Origin of the sequence: Sphingobium chungbukense (genome assembly GCF_001005725.1) — a bacterium.
Classification (GTDB): domain Bacteria; phylum Pseudomonadota; class Alphaproteobacteria; order Sphingomonadales; family Sphingomonadaceae; genus Sphingobium; species Sphingobium chungbukense.
In genome coordinates this window covers 298,971-314,096 of record NZ_LBIC01000009.1, presented here as the reverse complement: position 1 = coordinate 314,096, position 15,126 = coordinate 298,971, and the positions used below count along the sequence as shown (strand labels likewise).

Genomic DNA, 15,126 nt, shown 5'->3' with positions numbered 1-15,126 from the left:
ATCCGGCGACATCGCGCATTCCATATTGGCGCCAGATCGGCACGTCGATCCGTGGGGCTTTTCGGCCACACCCCCGCAGAATAGATATGAACCGGGAAATTTATACGGATAAATTTTTAAAATTTGTCTGGACAACTTAGCGCATGGTCGCAATGCTGCCCCCGATCGCGGCCAGGAGCCGTTACTTGAGGGGGAGCATTTCGGAAATGAAAAAAACAAAGAGTTCAGCACACAGGGTCGCGCTCATCATCTCGACCGCGATGATCGGCCTGGCCACCACGCCAGCCTCCGCACAAAATGCCGGCGATCCCGCCGCCAGCGCCGAATCCGCGGACGCGATCGTCGTGACAGCGCGCAAGCGGGCGGAAACGCTGCTCGAGGTGCCGATTGCGGTCAACGCCTTCAACAGCGCGTTGATCCAGGACAAGATGGCGCAGAGCGTTTCAGACCTCGCCGCCTTCACGCCGGGTTTCCAGATGCAGCAATCCTTCGGCCGCGGTGGTGATCGCCCGGTCATCCGCGGCGCGTCCAATATCCTGTTCAGCGACGGCAAGGTCGGCATCTTCCTGGATGGCGCGCCCTATTTCGGTGATTTCTCATCGCTCGACCTTGCGAATATTGAACGAGTCGAAGTCATCAAGGGACCTCAGTCGGCCGTATTTGGTCGTGGGACGCTGAGCGGCGCGGTCAACGTAGTTCTCAAGCGTCCGACCAAGGATTTCGAGGGCCGGGTTTCTGGCACGCTCGGCAATTTCGACCGTCGTGAACTGAGCGCATCCCTGTCGGGCCCGATCATGGACGGTATCGGCTTCCAGGCCGGATTGAAGCTGTTCGACATTGACGGCCAGTGGAAGAACGACGCCGTGCGAGGCGAACGGCTGGGCGACCAGAGCAGCCGCCAATATACCGCCGGCCTGTTCTTCGACCCGACCGAGGATATCAAGGCCTCCGTCCGCTGGCTGCACCAGACCGACGATGACGGCCATTTCGCCATCGGACTCCAGCCGGCCAGCGCGAACAACTGCTTCCTGTCCACCCGCCCCTATTATTGCGGCGTGGTGAAGCCCATGACCCGGTTCGGCGCGAACACCGATCGCCTGCTGCGCCCCGGCCTGTACCGCAATGCGGACCGTTTCATCGGCGACATCTCGTGGGATATCGCCGGGTCGGGCTATGAGGCGTCCTTCCAGGCCGGTTACAGCGACCTCCAGGAAGTCACGGGCCTCGACCAGACCTATGATGCGCGCGGCGTATATTTCCTGCCGCAGTCCCTGTGCGGGCGTTCCTTCTACGCCCTGCCCAATCAGGATTGCCGCAAGTCGAGCTTCGAAACCACCACGGGAACGCGCCGCAAGACGCAGACCTATGAAGGTCGCCTGACCTCTCCCTCGGCCGACCGCTTCCGCTGGCGCCTGGGCATGTTCCACAGCGTGGACAAGCAGAGCGGCATGTCCGAATATCTGGAACTGAACGAAGTCGGCCCCGAATTGCTCGACGACACGCGGCGCGTGCGCAACCTCGCCTTCTTCGGCGGCCTCGATTTCGACGTCACCCGCACGGTGACGGTCGGTGCGGAACTGCGTCACCAGATCGACAAGGTGCGCAGCGAAACGCCGACATACCGCATCGGCGACGTATTCAGCGCCGACTATCTGGCGACGGTCGTCCTGCCCAATCCGAACACGATCGTGGGCGTCGCCGGCACGCGCAAGGCGACCTTCAAGGCGACCTTGCCGCGCGTCACGGTCAACTGGAAGCCGGAACGGAACCTGTCCTTCTATGCCCAGTTCTCGCAGGGCAATTCGCCGGGCGGTTTCAACAAGACCAGCGCGCCCGAGCCGATCTTCAAGGAAGAGAAGCTCACCAACTATGAAATCGGTATGAAGACGTCGAAATTCGGTTTCGACTATCTCAACCTGTCGGCCTTCTGGCAGGACTATAAGAACCAGGTCCTGACCAACACCTATGTCGCCAACAATGTGGTCGATTCCTATAGCGTCAATATCGGCCGCACGCGCATCCGCGGTATCGAACTGGAAGGCCAGTTGCCGCTGGTCGGCGATATCTTGAAGGTCCAGTTCAATTACACCTTCCTGGATGCCGAAATCCGCAAGGGCGTGGAAGCCGAAAAGGCGCTCGAACTGCTTGGCCGCTCGTGCAAGACCGGCTCGGCCGTCAATCTCGACCTGCCCGGCTGCCGCGACGCCGCCTCGATCGCGGGCAACCGCCCGCCGCTCGTTTCCAAGCATAGCGGCACGGTCGGCCTGCGCTTCCAGCACCCCGTCGACGATAACTGGACGGTCTTCTCCGGCGCGGACGTCATCTATCGCAGCAGCTATTTCGATCAGGTGCTCAACCTGGCCGAGAGCGGCGCTTCGACGCAGATGAATGTGCAGTTCGGCCTGTACGACAGCCACGGGCTGCGCGTCACCGTCTATGGCAAGAATGTGCTGGGCGATGAAACGCCGCTGGGCATCCTGCGCTATCTGGACTTTGCCGCTGCCCGCACACCGACCGGCGACTATGCCCGCGGTTTCGGCATCACGCCCGCGCGCAAGCCCGAATATGGTTTGACGGTCAGCAAGTCCTTCTGACGAAAGGCCATCAATCAGGGCCGGGGACAGGCCCATGCCTGTCCCCCCTTTCTTCCTCCAGCCCCGGAGCTTTCCCATGCCCGCCTATATGATCGTCACGGCCACCATCTCCGATCGCGAAGCCTTTCTGTCGGGCTATGGCGCGAAGGCCGCCGCTCTGGTCGAAAGATTCGGCGGCCAATATCTGATGCGCGCGCCCGGCGCCCAGTTGCTCGAAGGGGGTTTCGGCGATGGCGGGTCCGTCGTCATTTCGCAATGGCCGAGCCGGGAGGCAGCGCTCGCCTTCTGGAACTCGCCCGAATATGGCGAGGCGCGAACGCTTCGCCAAGGCGTCGCCGATTGCCAGGTGCTGCTGATCGAAGCCCCAGCCATCGCCAGTTGATCCCAGTCCAAGGAAGGAAGCACCATGTCCAAATTATACGCCATCATCACCCGCGACAAGCCCGGCGCCACCGCCACGCGCATGGAGAAGCTGAAGGAGCATCTCGCCCACGTCGAGGCCGGACTGGACCGGCTGGCCGTCGCCGGGCCGCTGCGCGACGAGGAAGGCAATTTCACCGGATCGCTGCTGGTCGTGAAGGCCGAAAGCGAAGCGGAGGCGCGCACCCTGCTGGAAGCCGATCCCTATTACAAGGCGCAGATCTGGTCCGACATCGAGATTCGCGCGTTCAATGCGGCAGCAGGTGACTGGGTGGGCGGCAAGACCTGGTAAGGAAGACGGAACATGGCACGCGTCGCACGGATAGAGACCAATGGCGGGCCGGAGGTCATCGCCTTTCATGATATCGACCTTCCCGCTCCCGCCGCCGGAGAAGTCCGCGTCCGGCATAGGGTGCTGGGGCTGAATTTCATCGATACCTATCACCGACGGGGCATCTACCCCGTCGCCCTCCCCGCCGAGCTTGGCGTGGAGGGTGTCGGCGTGGTCGAGGCGATCGGCGGCGGCGTCACCGATTTCGCGCCGGGCCAGCGCGTCGGCTATTTCGGCCCCGAACGAGGCGCCTATGCGACCCACCGCAACATCGCCGCCGCATCCCTGATCACCATTCCCGACGACATCGACGACGAGACGGCGGCCGCAGCGCTGCTGAAGGGCTGCACCGCCGAACTTCTGGTCGAACGCTGTGCCAGGGTGGAGGCGGGCTGGCCCGTGCTGGTCCACGCCGCCGCCGGGGGCGTGGGCCTGATCCTGGTCCAGTGGCTGAAGGCGATCGGCGCGACCGTCATCGGCACGGTCAGCACGGAGGAAAAGGCCGAAAAGGCGCTAGCGGCAGGCGCCGATCATATCATCTTCTACCAGAGCGAGGATACGGCGAGCCGCGTCCGCGCGCTGACCGATGGCGAGGGCGTGCACGTGGTGTTCGACGGCGTGGGCATGTCGACCTGGGAATCGTCGCTCGACAGTTGCGGCATCCGGGGGCTCATCGTGAATTACGGCAATGCCGACGCCCCGGTGGGCGGGGTCAATCTGGGCGTGCTGGCGATGAAGGGTTCGCTCTACAATTCCCGGCCCATGCTCTACCATTATTACGCCAAACCTGCCGAGCGGGCGGCGGGTGTCGCGCGGCTATGGGACATGCTGCGTTCGGGCAAGGTGAAGATCAGCGTCGGCCAGCGCTATCGCCTGGAAGATGTGGCGCAGGCCCATATCGACCTGGAGGCACGCAAAACGACTGGATCCACTCTATTGTTGCCCTGACCGTTCGGGAACGGGCGCCCCGATGGAGGCGCCCGTTCATCCGTTCAGAAACTCCATGATGAAGACCAGGCGGATCGATCGGCATTCGGCCCTATCGTTTCGCGGCAGGATGGTGAAACAACCGTCCGCCAGGAAAGGCGCCACCGGACGGCCAACCTTCAGCAGCGGGCCGGCCTCGACCGCATCCCAATATGGAGCGATTGGTCAGCGCAAGACGCTCGGCCGCTTTCCATCGAAAGGCCGCTCGATGATCGACATGCTCATCCGGGACGCCCGCCCTCCGGAAGCTGAAGCGCGCCAAAGGGATCCGCGGCATCGGCATCGAGGAAGCTCATCACCAGATCGGCCGCCTGCTCGGGGAAACCGTCAAGGAAGCCATGCCCCCAATGCGGCAATTCGACCACCCGGCCATTGCGCATCAGCTTCGGCGCGCGTCGGCTCTGCTCCGTCAGATCATCATCGGTGTTGAGCACGAGGACGGGCTGCGCGACCTCATCCAGGCGCATGTCGGACCGGAAGGAAAAGGCGGCGTTATGCCCCCACCATTCCCGGTTGCCCGCCAGCAGCCCTTCGGGAAACATGTCGTTCAGCTCTTCTATGGTCAGGCCGCGTCCCAGATTCCAGCGCACGAAACCGTGCCACCGCCGGAGCAGATGGCTGCCATCGACGGCCGGTTCGTGCCGTGCATAGAGGCGCTGCATCTCGATCAGCTCGTCCGCCGTGAAGATCGGTGCGGAGACGCAGACCAGCCGCCGCACAAGGTCAGGCCGATCCGCCGCCAGGTCGGCCGCGATCATCGAGCCGGTGTGATAGCCCATGAGATCGACCGGCCCGGCCAGGCCAAGCGTAGCGATCGCCGCCTGCATCGCGCGGCTATAGTCGGCTATGCCCGGCGGCGCGGGCGGCGGATCGGACATGCCGAAGCCCGGCGTGTCTATGGCGATGCCCATCCGTCCGCGTCTTTCCAGCACCTCCAGGAAACGCTGATAGATGCGCCCGCTCATCGGGCTCATGTGAAAGCATATCAGCGGCGGCCGTTCCCCCCGTACGCCCGCCACGCGCACATGCATCTGTCCATAGGGCCCATCGACATAGGCGCGCCGGACCATCTCAGCCGCCGATCTCGATCAGTTCGATCAGCTCGCCCGCAAAACCGCGCACCGTCACCACCCGCCGATCGCCGTAGATGGCTCCCCCCCGCCTTGTCGGCGGCGCGATGAAGGTCACGTCGAGCGCATCGAGATCGTCGACGGCAAGCGTGATCATCGCATTGCCCGGCGGCAGCATGTCGGGGTCGCCCTGCCGCACCGTCGCTTCGGCGGGATAATCGTCGACTTCGACGATCGGCAACCGCCCCTTCTGTACCATGGTGATGGTCGTGCGATAATCGCTGCCCAGCCCGAAGGCATTGTTGATCATCGAATAGGCCAGCGTGTAGCTGGTCGAGATATCCAGCTTCAGCGCCCGTTCGAACCATTGGAGGCTGGCTTCCCGGTCGGGCGTCGCCAGGATCGCGATGAAGATATGATCCGTCAGCGACCGCGCCTTGGGCAGGTCGGAGGCCGGCGTGTCTTCCGCCACCTCGTTGAGGTAGATCATCTCGCGCCCGCGCCCGGTAACCTGCATGGGCACGAAATAGGGCATGCCCTCCAGCGCCTTGGGCGGACCGACAATGTCGAAGCCGCTGCCCTGAAGGCGCTGCGGCCATCCGAAGACATCCTGCACCGTCAGTTCATAGGCCGCCCAGCCATAGCTTCTGGTCGGCTTGAAGTCGGCGGGCAGCGGCGCTTCGACCAGACGGAGAAAGCAATGCGCCCCGCTTTCGGGTTGCAGGACGGCAAATGGCGCCCCGGCGCTTTTGGGGCATCCCCAGCTCGCGGCAAGATCGGCGTCCAACCTCCCCTGCTCGACGATCCTGAGGCCCAGGCAGTCATGATAATCCCTCAACGCAGCGTTCAGGTCCGGCGTCGAAATGACACCGCCGGCGATACGGCCGTGCGTCAGATAGGCGCTCATTTGAAGACGGCCCTGCGCTTTTCCAGAAAAGCCGAAACACCTTCCTGGAAGTCCTCGCCCAGAAATGCCGCCCCGAACAGGGCCTGCGTTTCCGCATCATCATCGGCTTGACCGTCCAATATACGGCGCACGATCCTCTTCGTGTTGCGGACGCTGTGAGAGGATGCCGCGGCGATCGTCTCGGCCAGGCTGACGGCCGCCGTCACCGGATCGTCGTCCAATATCTCGATCAGGCCGATGCGCTGCGCTTCATCGGCGGGAAGCAATTGCGCGGTGAAGAGGATGCGCTTGGCCTGTGCCGGGCCGACCAGATCGACCAGCAGCTTGGTATCGTGCAGCGAATAGACAAGGCCGAGCTTGGCGGGCGTGATGCCGAAGCGCGCCCGCGACGACGCAACGCGCAGGTCGCAGGCGATGGACAGGCCGCAACCGCCACCGACGCAATCGCCGTCGATCGCCGCGATCACCGGCTTTTCGGCGCGCACCAGTTCATATTGGGCGCGGCCGATCGCAGCCTGGTTCTTCGCGCGCCATTCGGGATCGAGCGCGCCCACACCGAATTCCGCGATATCCGCCCCCGCGCAGAAGGTGCCGGCGGTCGCCGAGCGGAGGAGCATGACCTTGATCGTCTCGTCCGCCATCGCCTCCCCCAGCAACAGGGGAAATTCCTCCCACATCGCCTGGGTGAAGGCATTGCGCTTTTCCGCCCGGTCGATCAGCAGATGCGCGACCGCGCCCTGTTTCTCGATCCGGACGCTCATGCCGGATCGACCTTCGCCAGATGCTGGGCGATGGCGTGGCGGGTGGTGATCCACACATGCTTCTTCGCGGTCACATGGCGGAAGAATTCCTCCAGCGCCCAGATGCGGCCCGGACGGCCGATGATGCGCAGGTGCAGGCCCAGCGACATCATCTTGGGATTGCCCGCCTCCCCTTCGCGATAGAGCTGGTCGAAGCAGTTCTTCGCATATTCCAGCCACTGCGTCGGCGTCATCGCCGGGTCGGTCCACATCTTCATATCGTTGGAATCGAGCTGATAGGGGACGATGGCGATGGGCTTGCCGGGCACGGTGTCCCGGTCCCAGAAGGGCACGTCGCCCGAATAATCGTCCATATGATAGGCGAAGCCCTCCTCGATCAGCAGGCGCCGCGTATTGTCGGTGTGGAAATAGCGGCTGAGCCAGCCATAGGGGCGCACGCCGACGGTCTTTTCGATCGACTGTACCGCCTTGCGGATGAATTCGCGTTCCTGCTCCTCATTCATCTTGAACTGGTGGACCCAGCGCCAGCCATGGCTGACCGGCTCATGCCCCAGCTCGGCGATGGCCTGCGCGATGTCCGGATGGTTTTCCAGGCTGAGCGCCGCGACCGTCCAGCTCGCCTTGATGTCATAGTCGCGCAGCAGCCTGACGATACGCGGGGCGCCCGCCTTGATGCCGTAGCGATAGTTGGATTCATTGCCATAGTTGCGGATGGCGGACTTGATATGGATGCCCAGTTCATCGACCGGCTCCATGCCGCGGTCGCCACGGGCCACGGTCATTTCCGACCCTTCCTCGACATTCACGACCACCGACAGCGCCAGCTTCGCGCCATTGGGCCAGTCGATACGTTCTTCGATCATCAATGCATCTCCTCACCGCCCGAGACGTTCAGCGCCTCGCCGGTCACATAAACCGCGTCGTCGGAAGCCAGCCATGCACAGGCCCCGGCGGTGTCGCTGCCCTTGCCGGGGCGGCCCATCGGGTTCTTGCGGTGCATATTCTCGACATAGGCCTCGACACTGTCGAAGCCGAGCAGCTTCGAGAAATATTCATTCTGCCGTGCACCGAGACCCGTCGTGACATGATTGGGGCACACCGCGTTCACGGTGATGCCATATTGGCCAAGCTCGATGGCGTTGGAGCGGGTCAGCCCGACCATGCCATGTTTCGAACTGGTATAGGGCGCCATGTGCGGGAAGCCCGACTTGGCCGCCTGGCTGGCGATGTTGATGATCCGGCCGCCCTTGCCGCCCGCGATCATCGCCTTGGCCGCCGCCTTGGTGCCGTAGAAGGCGCCCGACAGGTTCACGCCGATCACCGCTTCCCACTCGCTGGAGGTCGTTTCCAACAGCGGCTTCATGATATAGCCGATGCCTGCATTATTGACCCAGATGTCGAGCGATCCGAACAGTTCGACGGCCTTGGCCGCCAGCGCCGCGCAGCTTTCCTCCGACCGCACGTCGCAGGGGATGACCGCGACCTTCGCGCCGCGCTGGCGCAGTTCCTCGGCCACCGCCTCCATCTCATCGGTGGTGCCGATATCGCTGGCGCCCATATGCTCGGCGGGCTTGCCAAGGTCGGACACGATGCAGTTCGCGCCCTCGTCCGCGAAGCGTTGCAGGATCGCCTGCCCCAGCCCCTTGTCGCGGCCGGAGCCGGTGACGACGATGGTTTTTCCTTCGAAGCGGCGCATCACAGCGTCTCGGTCAGAATGAATTGCGGATTGTCCGCGAACTGCTGGAATTGCGCCGCGACCTTCTGCACGGCCTCGCTCGACGCATCGACGCCGAAGGCCGCCATGTCGCTGATGTCGATCACCTCGAAATAGGCGTAGGGCGACGGCGCATCGCTGCCCAGCACGCCGGTCGCCCGGTGCACCTGGAAATCGGTGACGGAGGACAGCGCGTTGACGCCCGGAATATCAACCGTCCGCGCCCAGTTTTCATAAGCGGCGGGATCGGCGTCCGGCTTCAGATTGAACAGCACGATGATGCGCATGGGGCTCTCCTTAATGTCACTCAAATCAGGGGGGACGGCACGAAACCGGCAAGACCGGCGTCGAGCTTGCGGGCCAGCGCAAACAGCGCAGCCTCACCATGGGGCGGGCCGACCAGTTGCACCGCCACCGGCATCCCGTCGGCGTTCAACCCCGCAGGAATGCTGATCGCCGGCAAGCCCGCAATATTGGCGAAGGCGGTGAAGGCCGATTGGGTCACGGGCGGGCGGCTATTGTGGCGGAAGGCCGCTTGCGGAGCTGTCGGCATCAATAATATGCCATCGTCCCCGATGGCATCGCGCACGGTCATCCGCGTACGCGCCAATATCTGCTGGGCGCGCGTGACGTCCGCGTCGGAACGGCTGTCGGCATAGTCGAGCATGAAGCGCAGTTCGTCGGACAGCCGGTCGGCCGCTTCCGTCCGGGCCGCGCCCAGATGCGTGATCAGTTCGCGGGCCGCAACGACGAACCCCGCAAAGCGCACGTCGGCGGCGCTATCCGCCAGCTTGAGCGACCGTCGCGGCAGATCGTCGACCAGCGCCCCTGCATGCTCATAAGCGGCAAGCACCGCCGCCTCGCAACCCAGATCATCGAAATTGTCGAGCAGCACCAGCCGCTTCGGGGTGATACCGGCATCCGCCGGGCCGCCCAGCACCGCCATCAAGGATTCCAGGTCGTCGATCGATCGCGCGATCGGGCCGATGCTGTCCAGCCATTCGCTCAGGGGAACAAGGCCCTTGTCGGAAATGGCGCCCGGCGTCGGCTTGATGCCGTAGACGCCGTTATAGGCGGCCGGAATGCGTACCGAACCCAGCGTGTCGGTGCCCAGCGACGCGACACAAAGCCCCGCCGACACCGCAGCGCCACTACCGCCCGACGACCCACCGGGCGTGTGGCCTTCACGATGCGGATTGATCGTCTGGCCGAACCAGGGATTGTCGGTCGTCGCGCCCAGCGCCGCTTCATGCATGTTGAGCGTGCCGAGGATGATCGCACCGGCCGCGCGCAGCCGTGCCACCGCCTCCGCGTCCTCGGCGGCGGTGATGCCACGCCGCACCGCCATGCCGGCATTCCACTCCAGCCCCTTCACCGCGATGTTGGACTTCACCGCGACAGGCACGCCCTCCAGAGAGCCCGCCCTGCCCTCTACAATCCGCTTGCCGCTTTCCACAGCCGCAGCAACGGCACCGTCGCGGTCGACCTCTACATAGGAGCGGATCGCACCGTCATGGGCATCGATGCGCGCCAGATAATGCGCGACGACCGCGGCGGGCGCGGTTTCGCCCGCCGCATAGGCCGCACGCAATCCGGCGATGCCGAGCCGATGCAGTTCACTCACGGCTTGCGCTCATCGATCAGGCGGATCGGCTTCTGGCGCACGTCGATCTGGGTCAGGGTCGCCGTCTCGCCGGCACCGACCAGCTTCACCGAAACCTCGACGCCCAGCCCCTGCCGCAGCAGGCCGGCCAGTTGCGTCTCGTCCGTGCCGCCCCGGCTTTCGAGCGTGACCTGCATATCGTCCCGCCCGGAGGCATCGCGCGAGACATGGCAGACAAATTCCCCGGTCAGGTCGGCGCGATTCTCGATCAGCGAGCCGATGGCATGGGGGAAGACATTGATGCCGCGCAGCTTCACCATATTGTCGCTGCGGCCCTTGAACCCGGCGATCCGCTTGAAGGCCATGCCCGTCTGGTTGGCGCCGGTCAGCTCATGGGTGATGTCATGGGTGTTGAAGCGGATGCAGGGCGCGATGTCATCCTTGAACAGGCAGGTCACGACCATGTCGCCGGTATCGCCCGCGCCCACGGCCGCGCCCGTATCGACATCGAGCAGTTCCAGATATTGCGCGTCCTCCCAGACATAGAGGCCGTCGCGTTCCGGACCTTCGCCCGCGATCGATCCGGTATCGCCCACGCCATACCAGTCATAGGCCTTGGCCCCGCCCCATGCCTTTTCGACGCTGGACCGGTCTTCGGTGCCCAGATGGCCGCAGATCATCTTGATGTTGATCCTGTCGAGCAGCCCTTCCGCCTCGGCCACCTCGGCCAGCTTGCGGATATAATCGATGAAGCCGACCAGCACAGAGACGTTGAAATCCGCCATCAGCCCGACCTGGTTGATCGATCGCGTCTCGATGCCGGTGCCCGCCGACAGGAAGATCGAGTTGGTGAAATGCATCACCGCCTCGCGGATATAATGGCCGCCATTGATCATGCCGTGGCCATAGACGGACTGCACCACGTCGCCGGGGCTGACCCCCTGCCAGCGGTACATGCGGCCCACGAGCAGATTGGTGATCTCGCGCCCCTTGGGACCGAAGAGCAGTGCCTGCGGGCGCCCGGTGGTGCCCGACGTGGTGTGGAAGATCGTCGGCGGACGATCGGCTCCGCCCAGGCCAGCGAAATCGCCATAGGGCGGGTGGGCGGCGATCGAGGCCATGAGGTCGGTCTTGTCATAGACCGGCAGCTTCACGATGTCCTCCAGGCCGCGGATATCGGCCGCCTCGATGCCCTTCGCGCCCCAGAGGCGCTGATAGAAGGGGATTTCCCAGCCGCGCTTCATCAGCTTGAGAAAGCGTTCGTTCTGCAACGCGTGCAGTTCGTCGCGGCTCATACCCGTGTAGCGCGCCACGAAGGCATCGCCCACCGGATAGTCCTGAAGCATCTGCTTGGCGTCGAAGGCTTCGAAATAGGTCGGGAAAGTCATGGTTGCTCCGGACGTGTGAAATAGGAAAGCGGATCGGAAAACAGGCGCGGATCGGGCTCGCTGGCGGCAAGCTCGCGGGCAAGGTCACGTTTGGCCTGCGTCTGCGCGGGACTCATGGCGGCGTCGGGATGGCCGAGCGTCGCAGGGATGGTGCGCTCCAGGAGCGTGCCGTCGGCGCGCGTGACGACCAGTCGCTGCGGCGATAGGGCGTTGGGATCGGCATTGCCGTCCAGCGTGATGACCAGCCTGTCGGCCAGCGCGGCGATCGCCGGATCGGCGAAGGTCGCGGGCGTGAACCGGCGCGGATCGATCCGCCCATCGGTCAGCATCAGCGCCACCAGCAACGGCAGGCACAGGCGCGCATAGGCCGGCGTCATGTCCGCGCTGAAGGGACGCCCCACCAGTCGCTGGATGAGCGGCGGCACGAAAGCGTCGATCCTTACGACCGAACCGGCGTCCACCGCCCCCTCCCGCAGCAGCGTGTCGAGCGTCGCGAGCACCGCATGGCTCGCCCGCCCTGATGGGAACGGCTTGGTGCTGACTTCCGCGATGCGCCAGACCTGCCCCAGCGCATCGGCATAGGAGTTGATGTCGCCTCCATCGAATAATGTGAAATAGCCGAACGGCCCTTCCAGCGCGTCATGCGGACCGGTCAGCCCGGCCTTGACCAGATCGACCGCCGCGATGGCCGACCTTGCCGCTCCGGCGATCTGGAGCGGCAGCGCGATCGATCCCTCGACATGCGCCTGCATCGTGCCCGCGCATTGCGAATAGGCCAGCCCTAGAACATCGTCCAGTCGGTCCACGCTGTCGATCCGGGCCACCGCCAGCGCCGACCCGATGCAGCCCGCCGTCGCGGGGCGGAAGAAACGGAGCGGCGTGTCCGCCGACAGGCCAAGACCGCTGGCGATATCCACACCGACCGCGAGCGCGGTCAACGCGTCCTCCGGGTCGCATCCGCCGCGCCGGTCGATGGCAGCCATGACGGAAGCCGTCACGGTCGACAGCGCATGGACCACCGCAGGTTCGTGCACCGCGTCCCATTCGAGACAATGGATCTGGAAGGCGTTGACGAAGGCTGCGCCCGCCGCGGGCAGGCGCATGTCCCGCGCGATCAGGCGGGCATCGCTTCCCTGCCCCCAGCCACACGCGGCGGCCAGCACAGGATCGGCGCCGGGTGCCGTCGAACCCGCCGCTCCGGTCGCCAGCGTGTCGCCCAGCAGGTGAAGCGCAGCCGCCCGCACCGCCGGGGGAAGCCGGTGCCCGGCACGGGCGAAATCCACTATGCGTCGCGTCGCGCTCACAACCAGCCCTCCAATATGCGCAGGATGTCCGACACCCGATCGCCCTCAAGCGTGGCCGCGATCATGTCGCTCGCCTCATCGGTGCCGATACCACCCCATGCCATCAGCGCGCGGGCCTTTTCAACCACGCCCGCCTCGGACAAGGGCCGTTCCGGATCGCCCCGCGCATCGGCCAGCGTGACCCTGCCCTTGCCGCTCGACAGGGTGGCCCCGAAATGCGCGGGATAGGCGCGAGTCAATTCCTCGCTCTCCATTACCGTCACCAGGCTGCGCGCCGGGGCCAGCGCGGCGATCGCATCGGGTTCGAAGTCGGCCAGTTGCGGCACGCCTCTGTCCATGACGATCGCAACGGCATGTTGCAGCGAGAATTTCGCATCGAGCACGCTTTGCGGATCGGGCCGGTCGCAAAAGACGAGCGCATCGCGATAAGTGGCGACCGTCACCCGTCCCTCCAGCGCCCCCGCCGCCTTCAATTCCAGCGCCGCGTCGATGGCGGGATGCGCATGGCGGCAGGCGCCCCATGGCTTGAAGCTGACCTCATCGATGCGCCAGCCCTCTGCCAGCATCAAAGGTTTTGGCGCATCGCACGTCGCCGCGAACAGACCCTGTGGCCCTTCCAGGATGAAGCGCGGCCCGGTCACGCCCGCCACCGCATGCCGCGCCGCTGCCATGCCCGTCATCATCGCATGCGCCAGATGCCATTGCTTGGCCATGACCGGCTCATGCCGCATCTGCCAAAGGCCACCGGTCACCGACCCCGCCAGCCCCAGCGCCGATACGAGCTGGGCCTCGTTTGCGTCCAGACGCGATGCGGCCGCGGCGGCGGCTCCGAAGCTGCCTGCCGTCGCCGTATTGTGCCAGAAGGCATAATGCCGTCCGTCCAGCATCGCGCCGATCCCAATCATGGCCTCATAGCCGCGCACGCCCGCATCGAGCGCATCGTCGAGCGCATCCCCACCCATGGCCAGGACCGTCGGCCAGACCGCAGGCCCCGGATGCAGGATCGCCGTGCGGTGGACATCGTCCATCTCCAACACATTGCCCAGCCACGCAGCCTTGTCGGCGGACGCGGTCAGGCCGTCCTTCGCCAGCGATCGGGCGATATCGGATTGCCTGCCGCCCGCAACGCAGGCCAACCAATCCAGAAGATGAAGCCTGGCCTTTGTCCGGACAATTTTTTCTATCGGACGCTGGAGATGCTGTGCAATGCGTTCGACTAGGCTATGGTCTATTGCAGTCATCGGAGATACTCCGACACGTAATGGATACACAGGGGAGTCTTGATTTGTCGGCCGAAGTTCAAACGACTACGCGAAGCCGCAGCAAAAAGCCGCGCTATCAGGAATTGGCCGAAGATCTGCGCGCGGGAATATTGCGCGGGGACTATCCCGACCCTGCCCAATTTCCTACCGAAAGCGTGCTGTGCGCGCGCTACGGCGTCAGCCGCTTCACCGTCCGCGAGGCTCTTCGTTCCCTCCAGACCGAGGGGCTCATTCAACGCAAGCGCGGTTCGGGCACAGTGATTAAGCCTGCCTCGGCACGCGGCGGCGCGCTGCACCAGCCGCTGTCCAACGTCGGCGAAATCCTGCAATATGCGCGTGACAGCGAAATTCTTTTCACCCCGATGGGCGCGACGCTGCTGCCCAAGAAGTTCGCCGTCCATATCGGCGAGCCGGTGAACGGACGCTGGCATCATTTTCGCGGCCTGCGCACCCGGCATGGCCAGGCCGGACCCATCGCCCTCACCGACGCCTATATCCATCCCGATCTGGAAAGCGCCGCGCGGGAAATCCAGCCCAATGAGGACACGATCTTCCGACAGCTTGAACGCCTCTCGGGCGTCAAGGTCGCCAGCGTGACGCAGGACATCCAGGCGGTACCGGCCAGCGGCCCGGTGGCTATCGAACTGGGTGTACCCCGCCGCAGCCCCTGCCTCCGCATCCTGCGATGCTATTTCGACGCCACCGGCCGCCTGATCGAGATCTCCGCCAGCCACCATCCCGGCGACCGGTTCGCCTACACCATGCATATCGACGTCGAGTAACAG

General features: G+C 64.6%; 15 protein-coding genes. 5 read left to right on the top strand and 10 right to left on the bottom strand.

Annotated elements, in window-relative coordinates; all coding sequences use genetic code 11:
* Nucleotides 1–206: 206 nt before the first annotated feature.
* From YP76_RS19380 to YP76_RS19365, 4 genes are all read left to right on the top strand, one after another.
* Nucleotides 207–2,594, top strand: coding sequence for a TonB-dependent receptor (locus tag YP76_RS19380; protein ID WP_046765215.1), 2,388 nt, complete (start codon nucleotides 207–209; stop codon nucleotides 2,592–2,594).
* Between the two features lie 76 nt (nucleotides 2,595–2,670).
* Nucleotides 2,671–2,976 (top strand): DUF1330 domain-containing protein, encoded by a 306-nt coding sequence (locus tag YP76_RS19375; RefSeq protein ID WP_046765214.1) that lies wholly within the window; start codon nucleotides 2,671–2,673, stop codon nucleotides 2,974–2,976.
* 24 nt (nucleotides 2,977–3,000) lie between these two features.
* Nucleotides 3,001–3,306 carry a YciI family protein gene (locus YP76_RS19370; RefSeq protein WP_046765213.1) on the top strand — a complete coding sequence of 102 codons (306 nt, stop codon included), beginning with the start codon at nucleotides 3,001–3,003 and terminating at the stop codon, nucleotides 3,304–3,306.
* 12 nt (nucleotides 3,307–3,318) lie between these two features.
* Nucleotides 3,319–4,293, top strand: coding sequence for a quinone oxidoreductase family protein (locus YP76_RS19365; RefSeq protein WP_046765212.1), 975 nt, complete (start codon nucleotides 3,319–3,321; stop codon nucleotides 4,291–4,293).
* Between the two features lie 260 nt (nucleotides 4,294–4,553).
* On the opposite strand, the gene YP76_RS19360 is transcribed toward YP76_RS19365, so the two are convergent.
* Genes YP76_RS19360 through YP76_RS19315 form a run of 10 tightly spaced genes read right to left on the bottom strand, consistent with a single transcriptional unit; the run spans nucleotide 4,554 to nucleotide 14,320 of the window.
* A complete protein-coding gene (locus tag YP76_RS19360; RefSeq protein WP_046765211.1) occupies nucleotides 4,554–5,402 on the bottom strand; it encodes an alpha/beta fold hydrolase in 849 nt (282 codons plus the stop codon).
* Nucleotide 5,403: 1 nt separating this feature from the next.
* Nucleotides 5,404–6,309 (bottom strand): VOC family protein, encoded by a 906-nt coding sequence (locus tag YP76_RS19355; RefSeq protein WP_046765210.1) that lies wholly within the window; start codon nucleotides 6,307–6,309, stop codon nucleotides 5,404–5,406.
* Nucleotides 6,306–7,070 (bottom strand): enoyl-CoA hydratase/isomerase family protein, encoded by a 765-nt coding sequence (locus tag YP76_RS19350; protein ID WP_046765209.1) that lies wholly within the window; start codon nucleotides 7,068–7,070, stop codon nucleotides 6,306–6,308. Before YP76_RS19350 ends, YP76_RS19355 begins: the two co-directional genes overlap by 4 nt.
* Nucleotides 7,067–7,933 (bottom strand): polysaccharide deacetylase family protein, encoded by an 867-nt coding sequence (locus tag YP76_RS19345; RefSeq protein ID WP_046765208.1) that lies wholly within the window; start codon nucleotides 7,931–7,933, stop codon nucleotides 7,067–7,069. Before YP76_RS19345 ends, YP76_RS19350 begins: the two co-directional genes overlap by 4 nt.
* Complete coding sequence (locus YP76_RS19340; protein ID WP_046765207.1) at nucleotides 7,933–8,766, bottom strand: SDR family NAD(P)-dependent oxidoreductase; 834 nt, start codon at nucleotides 8,764–8,766, stop codon at nucleotides 7,933–7,935. The genes YP76_RS19345 and YP76_RS19340 overlap by 1 nt, the downstream gene beginning before the upstream one ends.
* Complete coding sequence (locus YP76_RS19335) at nucleotides 8,766–9,071, bottom strand: REDY-like protein HapK (RefSeq protein ID WP_046765206.1); 306 nt, start codon at nucleotides 9,069–9,071, stop codon at nucleotides 8,766–8,768. Before YP76_RS19335 ends, YP76_RS19340 begins: the two co-directional genes overlap by 1 nt.
* Nucleotides 9,072–9,091: 20 nt before the next feature.
* Entirely contained in the window at nucleotides 9,092–10,408 is a 1,317-nt protein-coding gene (locus tag YP76_RS19330; protein ID WP_052757501.1) for an amidase, read from the bottom strand.
* The gene (locus YP76_RS19325) at nucleotides 10,405–11,775 is read right to left on the bottom strand and encodes a phenylacetate--CoA ligase family protein (protein WP_046765205.1); all 1,371 of its coding nucleotides are present in this window, start codon (nucleotides 11,773–11,775) and stop codon (nucleotides 10,405–10,407) included. The genes YP76_RS19330 and YP76_RS19325 overlap by 4 nt, the downstream gene beginning before the upstream one ends.
* On the bottom strand, nucleotides 11,772–13,079 hold the full coding sequence (locus tag YP76_RS19320; protein WP_046765204.1) for an MmgE/PrpD family protein: 1,308 nt from the start codon (nucleotides 13,077–13,079) through the stop codon (nucleotides 11,772–11,774). Before YP76_RS19320 ends, YP76_RS19325 begins: the two co-directional genes overlap by 4 nt.
* Nucleotides 13,076–14,320 (bottom strand): MmgE/PrpD family protein, encoded by a 1,245-nt coding sequence (locus YP76_RS19315; protein ID WP_046765203.1) that lies wholly within the window; start codon nucleotides 14,318–14,320, stop codon nucleotides 13,076–13,078. Before YP76_RS19315 ends, YP76_RS19320 begins: the two co-directional genes overlap by 4 nt.
* A 44-nt stretch (nucleotides 14,321–14,364) precedes the next feature.
* Here YP76_RS19315 and YP76_RS19310 point away from each other — a divergent pair, with 44 nt between their 5' ends.
* A complete protein-coding gene (locus YP76_RS19310; protein WP_232307643.1) occupies nucleotides 14,365–15,123 on the top strand; it encodes a GntR family transcriptional regulator in 759 nt (252 codons plus the stop codon).
* Nucleotides 15,124–15,126: the final 3 nt, after the last annotated feature.

Excerpts from the sequence above, each read along its gene's own strand:
- YP76_RS19355 (WP_046765210.1), bottom strand. The coding sequence starts at position 6,309 with ATGAGCGCCTATCTGACGCACGGCCGTATCGCCGGCGGTGTCATTTCG.
- YP76_RS19315 (WP_046765203.1), bottom strand. The coding sequence starts at position 14,320 with ATGACTGCAATAGACCATAGCCTAGTCGAACGCATTGCACAGCATCTC.
- YP76_RS19340 (WP_046765207.1), bottom strand. The coding sequence starts at position 8,766 with ATGCGCCGCTTCGAAGGAAAAACCATCGTCGTCACCGGCTCCGGCCGC.
- YP76_RS19345 (WP_046765208.1), bottom strand. The coding sequence starts at position 7,933 with ATGATCGAAGAACGTATCGACTGGCCCAATGGCGCGAAGCTGGCGCTG.
- YP76_RS19370 (WP_046765213.1), top strand. The coding sequence starts at position 3,001 with ATGTCCAAATTATACGCCATCATCACCCGCGACAAGCCCGGCGCCACC.
- YP76_RS19325 (WP_046765205.1), bottom strand. The coding sequence starts at position 11,775 with ATGACTTTCCCGACCTATTTCGAAGCCTTCGACGCCAAGCAGATGCTT.
- YP76_RS19375 (WP_046765214.1), top strand. The coding sequence starts at position 2,671 with ATGCCCGCCTATATGATCGTCACGGCCACCATCTCCGATCGCGAAGCC.
- YP76_RS19335 (WP_046765206.1), bottom strand. The coding sequence starts at position 9,071 with ATGCGCATCATCGTGCTGTTCAATCTGAAGCCGGACGCCGATCCCGCC.
- YP76_RS19380 (WP_046765215.1), top strand. The coding sequence starts at position 207 with ATGAAAAAAACAAAGAGTTCAGCACACAGGGTCGCGCTCATCATCTCG.
- YP76_RS19365 (WP_046765212.1), top strand. The coding sequence starts at position 3,319 with ATGGCACGCGTCGCACGGATAGAGACCAATGGCGGGCCGGAGGTCATC.
- YP76_RS19360 (WP_046765211.1), bottom strand. The coding sequence starts at position 5,402 with ATGGTCCGGCGCGCCTATGTCGATGGGCCCTATGGACAGATGCATGTG.
- YP76_RS19350 (WP_046765209.1), bottom strand. The coding sequence starts at position 7,070 with ATGAGCGTCCGGATCGAGAAACAGGGCGCGGTCGCGCATCTGCTGATC.